The organism is Streptomyces sp. NPDC104096 (assembly GCF_055584385.1).
Map to the genome: position 1 here is coordinate 1 of NZ_JBVJMD010000103.1, position 14,347 is coordinate 14,347.

Annotated in this window: 1 protein-coding gene; it reads left to right on the forward strand. The window is 74.1% G+C overall.

Annotation, left to right across the window (positions count from 1 at the left end; translation table 11 throughout):
• Nucleotides 1-38: 38 nt before the first annotated feature.
• Nucleotides 39-14,347, forward strand: a 14,309-nt coding sequence (locus tag ACZ60B_RS41380; RefSeq protein ID WP_469396865.1) for an amino acid adenylation domain-containing protein, incomplete at its 3' end; no start/stop codon positions are given.

A 14,347-nucleotide genomic window follows, 5' to 3' on the forward strand; every position in this document is an offset into this window, starting at 1 on the left:
CCCCCCACTCCTCCCCCCACTCCCGGAGGTATCCCCCCATGTCCCGTCGCGACGGCGACTCCTTTCCCCTGACGGCGGCCCAGCGTGAGATCTGGCTCGCCGAGCAGCGTTCCAGGACGGCTCTTCCCGCCTACCGCATCGGCGAGTGTGTGGAGATCCACGGGCCGGTCGACGCGGAGCTGTTGGAGGCCGCGGTGCGGCAGGTGGTCGACGAGGTCGACGCCCTGCACGTGAGCTTCGTCGAGGACGGAGACGGGCCGCGCCAGGTCGTCCGCGGGACCTGGGACTGGGCGCCGGCCTTCCTCGACCTCGGGGCGGAGCCGGCGCCGTTCGCGGCGGCCCGGGCGTGGATGGACGACGATCGGGTCCGCCCGCTCGACCTCGGCCGCGATCCGCTGTTCAGCCTCGGGCTGATCAGGCTCTCGCCGACGCACCACCTCTGGTACCAGAGCTACCACCACCTGGTGATGGACGGGTACGGCTTCGCCCTCGTCCGGCAGCGCGTCGCGCAGACGTACACGGCGCTGGCCGAGGGCCGGGAGGTGCCGCGGTGCGCGTTCGGTTCGCTGGACGACCTGGTGGCGGCGGACGCCGACTACCGCGCCTCGACGCAGTTCGCCACGGACCGGACGTACTGGACGGAGCGCTTCGCCGACCGCCCGGCCCCCACCCGGATCGTCGGCCGGGCTCCGGGCGGTCCCGCCCGCTCCGTGCTCCGCACCGGGGAGTCGGAAGTCTTGCGTCCGGAAGCGTTCCGGGCCGCGGCCAGGCGTATCGGCGTCCGGTGGTCCCGTCTGCTGATCGCGGCGACGGCTCTCTACGCGCACCGGCTGACCGGCTCCCGGGACGTGGTGCTCTGCCTTCCCGTCACAGGCCGGGAGCGGGCCCAGTCCGGTCTGGTGTCGGCGCCCGGCGCCGTGTCCAACGCGGTGCCCCTGCGCCTGGCCGTGCGACCCGACATGAGGTGGCGCGAACTCGTCGCACAGGTGGCGGGCGAGGTGGACGCAGCCCTGGCGCACCAGCGTTATCGGAGCGAGGACCTGCTTCGGGACCTCGGCGTGCCCGGCAGCATCGGGACGGCGTTCCCGCTGGTCGTGAACATCATGGCCTTCGAGTCGAAGGCGAGCTTCGCGGGACATGCCGTCACGGTGCACCACTTGTCCGAGGTGGCGACCACCGACCTGGCCGTCTGGGCATTCGCCGACCGGGACGGCAGCGGTCCGCGGCTCGTGCTCAACGGCTCGCCGGACGCTTACGGCGACGGCGAACTCGTCGCCCACCAGCAGCGGCTGATGGCGCTGCTGGAAACCGTCGCGGACTGCGACCCGGACGAGATGGTGGGCCGGATCGACCTGCTCACGGCCGAGGAGCACGGTGAGGGGGCGGCCCTCGGCACCGGACCGGTGGCTCCGGCCCGGGACGCGAGCCTGCCGGAGCTGTTCCGGGAGCACGTCCGGGCGACTCCGGACCTGGTCGCGCTGGTGTGCGGCGACGTCTCGCTGACGTATGCGGAACTGGACGCGCGGGCCAACCGGTTGGCGCACGCCCTGATCGCCCGGGGAGCGGGCCCCGAGCGGCTGGTGGCGGTGGCCCTGCCGCGCTCGGCGGAGCTGGTGGTGGCGATCCTCGCCGTGCTGAAGTCGGGGGCGGCGTACGTGCCGGTCGACCCCGAGTACCCGGCCGCCCGGATCGCGTACCTGCTCGACGACGCCCGGCCGACCCTGGTGGTCACGGACTCCCGCAGCGAGGGGCAGCTGTCCGAGGCCGGACCTGTCGGCCGGCTGGTGCTCGACGCCCCGGAGACGGCCGCCCTGGTGACCGACTGCCCGGCGGCCGACCCGATGGTGGCCGTCGACCGGAGCCATCCGGCGTACGTCATCCACACCTCCGGCTCCACCGGTCGGCCCAAGGGCGTGCTGGCGACCCACGGCGGCCTGCTCGACCTGCTCACCGACCTCCGGCAGGTGCACCTCGCGCCGGTGATCGAGGAGCGGCGGCGGCTGCGGGTGGCGCTGACCACCTCGGTGTCCTTCGACGCCTCCTGGAACCAGCTGCTCGCCGTGTTCGGAGGCCACGAGCTGCACGTCCTGGAGCACGCGACCTGGACCGACCCCGACGCCTTCGTCGGCTACGCGGTGCGCTGCGGACTGGACTACATCGAAGCCACCCCGTCCTACCTCCAGGTGCTTGTCTCCCACGGGCTGCTGAGCGATCCGCAGTGGCGTCCGGCACTGGTCGCGGCGGGCGGCGAGGCCGTTCCGGAGCGGCTGTGGGAGCAGCTGCGGGCGGCGGAGGGCGTGGCCTGCCTCAACCTCTACGGACCGTCCGAGTGCACCGTCAACTCGGTGGTGGCGCAGCTGGGTTCGAGCCCGCGACCGGTGATCGGCCGTCCGGTCACCAACGCCCGGCTGTACGTGCTCGACGGCGCCCTGCGTCCGTTGCCGGCCGGTGCTGCGGGCGAGCTGTACATCGCGGGCCCGGGGCTGGCCCGCGGCTACCTCGGCCGACCGGGGCTGACCGCCGGGCGTTTCGTCGCGGACCCGTTCGGGCCGGGCGGGTCGCGGATGTACCGCACCGGGGACATGGTGCGCTGGGACGCGGCCGGGAACCTGGAGTTCCTCGGCCGCACCGACGACCAGGTCAAGATCCGCGGCTTCCGGGTCGAGCTCGGCGAGATCGAGGCCGTCCTCGCCGAGCACCCGCAGGTCGCCCGGGCCGCCGTGACGGTGCACGCCGAGGAGGAACCCCGGCTGGTCGCCTACGCGGTGCCCGAGCCCGGCGCCACCGTGACCGACACCGACCTGCGCGACCACCTGCGGGACCGGCTGCCCCGGCACATGGTGCCGGCCGCGTACGTACTGCTGGACGCGCTGCCGCTGACCCCGAACGGCAAGCTGGACCGGCGGGCCCTCCCGGCGCCCGGGCGGCAGCCCGCCGCGCCGGGCCGCGCACCGCGCACCGCGACCGAGCACCTGCTCGTCGGGCTGTTCGCCGAGGTGCTCGGGGTGCCCGAGCCCGGCCTCGACGACAGCTTCTTCGACCTCGGCGGGCACTCCCTGCTGGGCACCCGGCTGGTCGCCCGGGCCCGCTCGATCCTCGGCGTCGAGCTGCGGCTCGGCGACCTGTTCGACGCGCCGACGCCGGCGGAACTGGCGGCGGCCGTGGACGTCGCGGGCCGGGCCCGTCCGGCGCTGGGGCGGCGCGAGCGGCCGGAGACCGTCCCGCTGTCCTTCGCGCAGCGACGGCTGTGGTTCCTGCACCGCATGGAGGGCCCGAGCGCCACCTACAACATCCCGCTGACCCTGCGGCTGTCCGGGAGCCTGGACCGGCGGGCCCTGGAAGCCGCTCTGGCCGACGTGGTCGAGCGGCACGAGAGCCTGCGCACCGTGTTCCCGACGGCCGACGGCGTGCCGTGCCAGCGGGTGCTGGACCCGGAGGAGGCCCGGCCGCGGCTGCGGGTGACCGAACTCGGCGAACGCGAGCTGCCGGAGCGGCTGACGCAGGCGGCCCGGTACGGCTTCGACCTCGCCGAGGAGCCGCCGCTGCACGCCGAACTCTTCCAGACGGCGGCCGAGGAGCACGTGCTGCTGCTGGTGGTGCACCACATCGCCGGCGACGGCTGGTCGACGGGGCCGCTCTCGCGGGACCTCACGGCCGCCTACGCGGCCCGCGCCGAGGGCGGGAAGCCGGAGTGGTCGCCGCTGCCGGTCCAGTACGCCGACTACGCCCTCTGGCAGCGGGAGCTGCTGGGCGACGGCGCCGACCCGGACAGCCTCTTGAACGGCCAACTCTCCTACTGGCGAAAGCAGTTGGCGAACCTGCCGGAGCAGGTCGAGCTGCCGTTCGACCGGCCCCGGCCGGCCGCGATGTCCTACCGGGGCGCCCACCTGCCGGTGCGGATCGACGCCGAGCTGCACCAGGGTCTGCGCACACTCGCCCGTGACGGCGGGGCCAGCCTCTTCATGGTGCTCCAGGCAGGACTCGCCGCCTTGCTGGGCAGGCTCGGCGCGGGCACCGACGTACCCGTGGGGACGCCGATCGCCGGACGCACCGACGAGGCCGCGGACGATCTGGTCGGCTTCTTCGTCAACACCCTGGTGCTGCGCACCGACCTCTCCGGCGACCCGTCGTTCACCGAACTGCTGGGCCGGGTGCGGGCCGACGCGCTGGCCGCGTACGCGCACCAGGACGTGCCGTTCGAGCACCTGGTGGAGGCGCTCAACCCGGCCCGGACGCTGGCGCACCACCCGCTGTTCCAGACCATGCTCGCCCTGCAGAACGCGCCGCTCGGCACGTTCGACCTGCCGGGGCTGCGGGTGACGACCGACCTGGTCCACACCGGTACGGCCAAGTGCGACCTGACCTTCATCCTGGGCGAACAGCCCGGTGAGGAGGGCCTGTCGGGCGTGGTGGAGTACAGCACCGACCTGTTCGACGAGACCACCGTGACCGGGATCGTCGAGCGGTGGCTGCGGCTGCTGCGCGCCGTCGTCGCCGACCCCGGCCGGAGCATCGGCCAGGTGGACGTGCTGTCCGCCGAAGAGCTTCGCGCGCTGCTCCCCGCGCCCGCCGGTCCGGGCGAGGAGCTGTCGGAGAGCAGCCTGACCGGGCTGTTCGAGCGGCAGGTACGGGCGAACCCGGCCGCCGTTGCCCTCACGGACGGCGAAGCAGCCCTGACGTACGACGAGTTGAACGCCCGCGCGAACCGGCTCGCGCACGCCCTGATCGACCGGGGGGTGGGCCCGGAGCAGCGCGTGGCGCTGGCCCTGCCGCGCTCGGCGGAGCAGGTCGTGGCGGTGCTCGCCGTGCTGAAGGCGGGCGCAGCCTACCTCCCGGTGGACCCGGAGTACCCGGCCGCCCGGATCGCCTACCTGCTCCGGGACGCCCGGCCCGCGCTCCTCGTGACCACGAGCGGGACCGGCGACCTGCCGGGCGCGGAGGCGGTGGACCGGCTGCTGCTGGACGCCGCCGACCTGGACGGGCTGCCGGACACGGACCCGGAGGTCCCCCTCGCCCCCGGCCACGCCGCCTACGTCATCTACACCTCCGGCTCCACCGGCGACCCCAAGGGCGTGGTGGTCACGCACCGGAACGTGGTGCGGCTGTTCGGCACCACCGAGAAGCTGTTCGACTTCTCGGCCGACGACGTCTGGACCCTCTTCCACTCCTACGCCTTCGACTTCTCGGTGTGGGAGCTGTGGGGCCCGCTGCTGCACGGCGGCCGCCTGGTGGTCGTGGACCACGAGACCAGCCGCTCGCCCCGCCGGTTCCTGGACCTCCTCGCCCGGGAGCGGGTGACGGTGCTCAACCAGACCCCGTCGGCGTTCTACCAGCTGATGCAGGCGGACGAGGAGGCGCCGGAGACCGGCCGCTCCCTCGCCCTGCGCACCGTGGTGTTCGGCGGCGAGGCCCTGGAGATCGCCCGGCTGGCGAACTGGTACGAGCGGCACCCGGACGACGCGCCGCGGCTGGTCAACATGTACGGCATCACCGAGACCACCGTGCATGTGACGCACGCCGCGCTCGACCGGTCCAGCACCGCCGCCGGGGAGATCGGCACGGCCGTCCCCGATCTGCGTACCTATGTGCTGGACGCCCGTCTGCGGCCGGTGCCCCCGGGCGTGCCCGGCGAGCTGTACGTGGCGGGCGCCGGGCTGGCGCGCGGCTACCTGAACCGGCCCGGTCTGACCGCCGGGCGCTTCGTGGCCGACCCGTTCGGGCCGGCCGGCGCGCGCATGTACCGCAGCGGCGACGTCGTACGCCGGTCCGCGGGCGGCGGCCTGCGGTTCGTGGGCCGGGCCGACGACCAGGTGAAGGTGCGCGGCTTCCGGATCGAGCTCGGCGAGATCGAGGCCGCGCTCGCCACCCACCCGGCCGTCGCGCAGATCGCCGTCCTGGCGCGACAGGACCGGACCGACGACACCCGCCTGGTCGCGTACCTGGTGCCTGCCCCGGGCGCCGCCCCGGGCCCGGCCGAACTGCGCGCGCACCTGCGGGAGCGGCTGCCGGAGTACATGGTGCCGGCCGCGTTCGTCACCCTGGAGGGCCTGCCGCTGACCGCCAACGGCAAGCTGGACCGACGCGCGCTGCCCGCACCCGACCTGGCCCCCGCGACCACCGGCCGCGCTGCGCGTACACCGCAGGAGCGGATCCTGTGCGAGCTGTTCGCCGAGGTCCTCGGAGTGGCCGAGGCCGGTGTCGAGGACAGCTTCTTCGACCTCGGCGGGCACTCGCTGCTGGCGACCCGCCTGACCGCCCGGGTCCGCACGACCCTGGGCGTGGAGCTCGAGCTGCGCACCCTGTTCGAGACCCCGACCCCGGCCGGTGTGGCCGCCGCCCTCGCCGGTGCCCGCCGGGCCCAGACCGCCCTGGCGCCCCGCCCGCGGCCCGAGTCCGTCCCGCTGTCGTTCGCCCAGCGGCGACTGTGGTTCCTGCACCAACTGGAAGGCGCGGGCGCCAACTACCACATCGCCCTGGCGTGGCGGCTCTCCGGGAACCTGGACCGGCGGGCCCTGGAATCCGCGCTGGCGGACGTCGTCGAGCGGCACGAGAGCCTGCGCACCGTCTTCCCGGCGGTGGAGGGCGTCCCGTACCAGCGGGTGCTGGACGTCGCGGCGGCCCGTCCGCGACTGGAGACGGCACGGACCACCGAGGCCGTCCTGCCGGACGCGCTGGCGGCCGCCAAGGCCCTTCCGTTCGACCTCGCGTCCGAGATCCCGCTGCGGGTGAACCTGTTCGAGCTCGCGCCGGACGAGCACGTGCTCCAGGTGGTGCTCCACCACATCGCGGGTGACGGCTGGTCGCTGGGCCCGTTCGCACAGGATCTGACCGCCGCCTACGCGGCGCGCCGCCGGGGCGAGGCGCCGCAGTGGGTGCCGCTGCCGGTCCAGTACGCCGACTACACCCTGTGGCAGCACGAGCTGCTCGGCGACGCGGCCGACGGAGACAGCCTGTTCGCCCGCCAGGCGGCCTACTGGACGGGGCAGTTGGCCGCCCTGCCGGAGCAGCTCCAGCTGCCCGGCGACCGGCCCCGCCCGGCGGTCGCCTCGCACCGGGGCGGCTTCGTGCACGCCCGGCTGGACGCCGAACTGCACCGCGGACTCCGCGAGTTCGCCCGCACGCACGGCGCCAGCCTGTTCATGGTGCTCCAGGCCGGGCTGGCGGCGCTGCTGAGCAAGCTCGGCGCGGGAGAGGACATCCCGGTCGGCAGCCCGGTCGCCGGCCGGACCGACCAGGCCCTGGACGACCAGGTCGGCTACTTCGTCAACACCCTGGTGTTCCGCACGGACACCTCGGGCGACCCGACCTTCGCGGAGCTGCTGGGCCGGGTCCGGGAGACCGCGCTGGCCGGGTACGCCCACCAGGAACTGCCGTTCGAGTACCTCGTCGAGGCGCTCAACCCGGTCCGGTCGCTGGCGCACCACCCGCTGTTCCAGGTCATGCTGGCGCTCCAGAACGCGCCCCGGGCCGACTTCGCCCCGCCCGGGCTGCGCGTCGGCGACATGCCGTTGACGACGACCACCGCCAAGCTCGACCTGATCTTCACGATGTCCGAGCGGCACGCGCCGGACGGTTCCCCGGAGGGGATCGACGGGCTGGTCGAGTACGCCGGCGACCTGTACGACCCGGCCACCGTCGAGACGATGACCGGGCGGTGGGTCCGGCTGCTGCGCGCCGTGATCGCCGAACCGCGGCGGCGGCTCAGCGGGATCGGTCTGCTCGCCGCGGACGAGGAGCGTGAGCTGCGGGCGCTGGGCACCGGTCCGGTGGTGCAGCTCCCCGCCGGGAGTCTGCCCGAGGTGTTCCGGGCGCAGGTACGGGCGACGCCGGACGCGGTCGCGCTGGTGGGGCCGGACGCCTCGCTGACGTACGCGGAGCTGGACGCGCGCGCGAACCGGCTGGCGCACGAGCTGATCGCGCGGGGCGCGGGGCCGGAGCGACTGGTGGCGGTGGCCCTGCCGAGGTCGGCCGAGCTGGTGGTGGCGATCCTCGCGGTGCTGAAGACCGGCGCCGCGTACGTTCCGGTCGACCCGGAGTACCCGGCCGCCCGGATCGCCCACATGCTCGACGACGCCCGGCCGGTCCTGCTGGTGACCGACGCCGGTACCCACGGCCGGCTGCCCGAGGCCGCTCGCACCGGACGGTTGGTGACCGACCACCCGCAGACCGCGGCCCGGGTGGCCGGCCGCCCGGCGACGGACCCGGAGGCGACCGTCGCCCCGGAACAGCCGGCCTACGTCATCTACACCTCCGGCTCCACCGGACGGCCCAAGGGCGTACTCGCGACGCACGGTGGCCTGTTCAACCTGTTCGCCAACCAGAGGCCGCTGCTGTTCGAGCGGCGTCCGAAGCGGCGGCTGCGGGTGGGACTGACCACGTCGGTGTCGTTCGACGCGTCCTGGGACCAGTTGTTCGGCCTGTTCGCGGGCCACGAGCTGCACGTCCCGGACGACGCCACCTGGACCGACCCCGACGCCTTCGTCGAGTACGCCGCGCGGCACGAGCTGGACTACGTCGGCGCCACCCCGTCGTATCTGCGCGTTCTGGTCGGACAACGACTGCTGGACGGTCCGCGGTGGCGTCCGGCGATGGTCGCGGCGGGCGGCGAGGCCGTACCGGAACAGCTGTGGGAACGGCTGCGCGCGACCGACGAAGTGACCTGCTTCAACTTCTACGGACCGTCCGAGTGCACGGTGAACTCGGTCGTCGCACCGCTGGAGTCGAGCCCGCGCCCGGTGATCGGCCGGCCGGTCGCCAACACCCGCCTCCACGTGCTGGACCACGCCATGCAACCCGTACCCCCGGGTGTGGCCGGCGAGTTGTACATCGCAGGCGCGGGCCTGGCGCGTGGCTACCTGAACCGGCCGGGGCTGACCGCGGGACGGTTCGTCGCGGACCCGTTCGGGCCGGCCGGTACGAGGATGTACCGCACCGGCGACCTGGTGCGATGGGGAGCGGACGGGAACCTGGAGTTCCTCGGCCGCACCGACGACCAGGTGAAGGTGCGCGGCTTCCGGATCGAACTCGGCGAGATCGAGGCGGCACTGGCGGAACACCCGCAGGTCGCGCAGGCCGCCGTGGCCGTCCGCCAGGACCGGGCGGGCGACACCCGACTGGCCGCCTACCTGGTGCCCGTCACCGGGGCGGAGCTCCGACCGGAGGACCTGCGGGGGCACCTGCGCGAGCTGCTGCCCGACTACATGGTGCCCGCCGCGTTCGTCCCCCTCGACGTCCTGCCGCTGAACGCCGGCGGCAAGCTGGACCGGCGCGCCCTGCCCGAGCCCGAGGCCACCGTGACAGGGTCCGGCCGGGCACCGCACACGCCCGAGGAACACGTGCTGGCCGGGTTGTTCGCCGAGGTGCTGGGCCTGCCGCAGGTCGGCGTCGAGGACAGCTTCTTCGACCTGGGCGGACACTCCCTGCTGGCCACCCGCCTGGTGGCCCGGGTCCGGACGACCCTGGGCGTGGAACTCGCGCTGCGCAACCTGTTCCACACCCCGACCGTGGCCGGACTCGCGGCCGGGCTGGGCGGCGCGGACCGGGCCCGGCTCGCCCTGGGACGGGCCGAGCGGCCCGAACTGGTGCCGCTGTCGTCCGCCCAGCGGCGGCTGTGGTTCCTGCACCAACTGGAGGGCTCCGGTCCCGCCTACAACATGCCCCTGGCGTGGCGGCTCTCCGGACCGCTGGACCGGCGGGCTCTGGAGGAGGCGCTGGCCGACGTCGTCGACCGGCACGAGACGCTGCGCACGGTGTATCCCCAGGTCGACGGGGTGCCGTACCAGGACGTGCTGGACGCGCGGACGGTCCGGCCGCCGCTGCCGGTCACCACGGCCGACGAGAGCGACCTGCCGGGGCTGCTGGTGGCGGCCGCGACGCGCGGATTCGACCTCGCGGCCGAACCGCCGCTGCGCGCCGAGCTGTTCGCGGCGGCACCGGACGAGCACGTGCTGCTGCTGGTGATCCACCACATCGCGGGTGACGGCTGGTCGCTTGGCCCGTTGGCCGCCGACCTGGCCACCGCTTACGCGGCCCGCTGCCGGGGCGAGGAGCCACAGTGGGCGCCCCTGCCGGTCCAGTACGCCGACTACACCCTGTGGCAGCACGAACTGCTCGGCGACCCGGCCGAGCAGGACAGCCTGTTCGCCCGCCAGCAGGCCTACTGGACCGAGCAGTTGGCGAACCTGCCGGAGCAGATCCGGCTCCCCGCCGACCGCCCCCGCCCCGCGACCCCCTCCTACTCCGGCGGCCACCTCGCGATCGAACTGGACGCCGAACTGCACGCCGGTCTGGTCCGGTTGGGCCGGGACCACGGCGCCAGCGTGTACATGGTGCTGCAGGCAGCCCTGGCGGCGCTGCTGGACAAGCTCGGCGCGGGAGAGGACATCCCGGTCGGCAGCCTGATCGCCGGCCGGACCGACCAGGCCCTGGACGACCTCGTCGGATTCTTCGTCAACACCCTGGTACTCCGCACGGATACCAGTGGCGACCCGACCTTCGCCGACCTCCTCGGCCGGGTCCGCGAGCGCGCGCTCGCCGCCTACGCGCACCAGGACCTGCCGTTCGAGCACGTCGTCGGGGCCCTCAACCCGTCCCGGTCGCTCGCCCGTCAGCCGCTGTTCCAGGTGCTGCTCGCGCTGCAGAACGTGCCCCGCACCGAGTTCGCGCTGAGCGGTCTGACCGCCGAGATCGTCCTGGTGCGGACGCCGACGGCGATGTTCGACCTCGGCTTCCACCTGCTGGAGCGCGGCGGCACCGGCGGCCCGGCCGAGGGCATCGTCGGACGGGTCGAATACAGCACCGACCTCTTCGACCCCGCCACGGTGGAGGCACTGGTCGCCCGGTGGCTGCGGCTGCTGGCGTCGGTGGCCGCCGAGCCGGACCGGCCGCTGAGCCGGATCGACGTCCTCACCGCCGAGGAACGGCACGAACTGCTGGTCGTACGCAACGACACCGCGCGTCCGATGCCCGCAACCACCCTGCCCGTACTGTTCGAGGCGCAGGTCCGGGCGACCCCGGACGCCCCGGCGGTGGTGTTCGAGGACACGGTGCTGACCTACCGGGAGCTGAACCGCAGGGCCAACCGCCTGGCGCACGCGCTGATCGCACGCGGGGTGGGGCCGGAGCAGGTCGTCGCCCTGCGGCTGGAGCGCTCCGCCGAGCTGGTGGTCGCGGTCCTCGCGGTGCTCAAGACGGGCGCGGCCTACCTGCCGGTCGACCCGGACTACCCGGCCGCCCGGATCGCGTACATGCTGGACGACGCGCGGCCTGCCGTGGTGCTCGACGACCTCGCGGCCGTCACACCGGACGGGGACCTGCCGGAGCACGATCCGGCCGTCGCCGTGGACCCGCGGCACCCGGCCTACGTCATCTACACCTCGGGCTCCACCGGCCGGCCCAAGGCCGTGGTGATGCCCGCCGCCGGGCTGCTGAACCTGCTGGCCTGGCACCACCGGGCCGTCGGTGGCGAACCCGGCACGCGTACCGCGCAGTTCACCGCGATCAGCTTCGACGTCTCGGTGCAGGAGACACTCTCCGCGCTGCTGTACGGCAAGACCCTCGTGGTGCCGACCGAGGAACAGCGCCGCAGCGCCGAGCTGTTCGCCCGCTGGCTGGACCGGCACCGGGTCGAGGAGCTGTTCGCACCCAACCTGGTGGTCGAGGCGCTGGCCGAGGCCGCCGAGGAGGCCGGTCTCGAACTGCCGAGGCTGCGGCTGATCGCACAGGCCGGCGAGGCGATGCGACTCGGCGGTGCCGTACGCCGCCTCCAGGCCCGTCGTCCGGGCCGGGAGCTGCACAACCACTACGGCCCCGCCGAGACCCACGTGATCACCGCCTACCCGCTGCCGGCCGACCCCGCCGACTGCCCGCTGCCGGTGCCGATCGGCGTACCGATCACCAACTGCCGGGTGTACGTGCTGGATTCGACCTTGCGACCGGTCGCCCCCGGCGTGCTGGGCGAGCTGTACCTGGCCGGGACGGGACTCGCCCGCGGCTATCTCAACCGGCCCGGACTCACCGCCACCCGGTTCGTCGCCAACCCCTACGGTCCGGGCGGCGCGCTGATGTACCGCACCGGTGACCTGGTGCGCTGGCGCGCCGACGGCGAGCTGGAGTTCGCGGGCCGGGTGGACCACCAGGTGAAGATCCGCGGCTTCCGGGTCGAGCCGGGCGAGATCGAGGCCGAGCTGACCGCGCACCCGGGTGTCGCCCAGGTCGCGGTGCTCGCCCGGGAGGACCGGCTCGTCGCGTACGTCGTCCCCCTGACCGGGACCGGGACCACCGCGGCGGCGCTGGCGGCGTACCTGCGCGACCGGGTGCCGGACCACCTGGTGCCGTCCGCGTTCGTCCTGCTGGACGCGCTGCCGCTGACGCCGAACGGGAAGCTGGACCGGGCCGCGCTGCCCGCGCCCGAGCCGGTGACCACGGCGACCGGCCGGGCGCCGCGCACGCCGCAGGAACAGATCCTGTGCGAGCTGTTCGCCGAGGTGCTGGGCCTCGCCCGGGTCGGGGTCGACGACGACTTCTTCGACCTGGGCGGGCACTCCCTGCTCGCCACCCGGCTGGTCTCCCGGGTCCGGGCGACCCTCGGCGTCGAGCTGGAGCTGCGCAGCCTGTTCCGCACCCCGACCCCCGCCGGAGTGGCGGCCGGGCTGCACGACGCGGGCACCGCGCGGCAGGCCCTGGTGCCCAGGCCCCGACCCGAGCCGATGCCGCTGTCGTTCGCCCAGCGACGGCTCTGGTTCCTCCAGCAGTTCGGGGCGCCGAGCGCCACGTACCACATGCCGCTCGCGCTGCGGCTGACCGGCGACCTCGACCGGGCCGCGCTGAGCGCCGCGCTCGCGGACGTGGTGGCCCGGCACGAGAGCCTGCGCACGGTCTTCCCGCACCTCGCAGGCGTCCCGCACCAGCGGGTGCTGGACATCACCGAGGCCGCAGTCCCGCTGACCGTACGCGCGGCCGACGAGGCGGAGATCCCCGCGCTGCTGCGCGAGGCGGCGGTACGGGCGTTCGACCTGACCTCGGAAGTACCGCTGCGGGTCGAGCTGTTCGCGCTCGCGCCGGACGAGCACGTGCTGCTGCTGGTGATGCACCACATCGCCGGGGACGGCTGGTCCATGGGTCCGCTGGCCCGTGACCTGGCCACCGCCTACACCGCGCGGCAGGGCGGCGGGGCGCCTGCCTGGCCGCCGCTGCCGGTGACGTACGGCGACTACACCCTGTGGCAGCACGAGATCCTCGGCGACGAGCACGACACGGACAGCGTGTTCGCCCGCCAGGTCACCTACTGGACCGAGGCGCTGACCGGGCTGCCCGAGCAGTTGCGGTTGCCTGCCGACCGGCCGCGTCCGGCCGCCATGTCGTACGGCGGCGACCTGCTGGAGCTCCGGATCGACGCCGAACTGCACGCGGCAATGGCGGAGTTGGCGCGACGCTCGGGCGCGACCCTGTTCATGGTGCTCCAGGCGGCGCTGGCGGCGCTGTACACGCGGCTGGGTGCGGGTACGGACATCCCGATCGGGTCTCCGATCGCGGGGCGTACCGACGAGGCGCTGGACGATCTGGTCGGGTTCTTCGTGAACACGCTGGTGCTGCGCACCGACACCAGCGGCGACCCGTCGTTCGCGGAGCTGCTGGGCCGGGTGCGGGAGACGGCGCTGTCGGCGTACGCGCACCAGGACGTGCCGTTCGAACACCTGGTGGAGGCGCTGAACCCGTCCCGCTCGCTGTCCCATCACCCGCTGTTCCAGACCGGGTTGGTCGTACAGAACGCGCCGGGTGACGACTTCGAACTGCCGGGGCTCCAGGTCCGCGGGGTGAGCGTGCTCACCGGGACCGCGCGGCTCGACCTGACCTTCGGGTTCGCGGAGGAGCACGGGCCCGACGGCGCGCCGGCCGGGCTGAGCGGTGCGGTCGAGTACAGCACCGACCTGTTCGACCGCTCGACGGTCGAGACCCTGACCGCCCGGTGGACCAGGTTGCTGGCCGCGGTCGTCGCCGCGCCCGACCGGCCGATCGGCGGGATCGACCTGCTGTCCGACGGGGAGCGCCGCGAGCTGCTGCCCGCCGTCGAGGGCGGGGCGGCCGGGGCGAGCCTGCCGGAGATGTTCGCGGCGCAGGTGACGGCGACCCCCGACGCGGTCGCGCTCGTCTGCGACGACGTCGAGCTGACCTATCGTCAACTCGACATCCGAACCAATCGGTTCGCGCATGCGCTGATCGCGCGGGGTGTCGGTCCTGAGCAGACCGTGGCCGTGGCTCTGCCGCGGTCGGTGGAGTCGGTGGTGGCGGTCCTGGGTGTGCTGAAGGCCGGTGCCGCGTACCTGCCGGTGGATCCGGCCTACCCGCA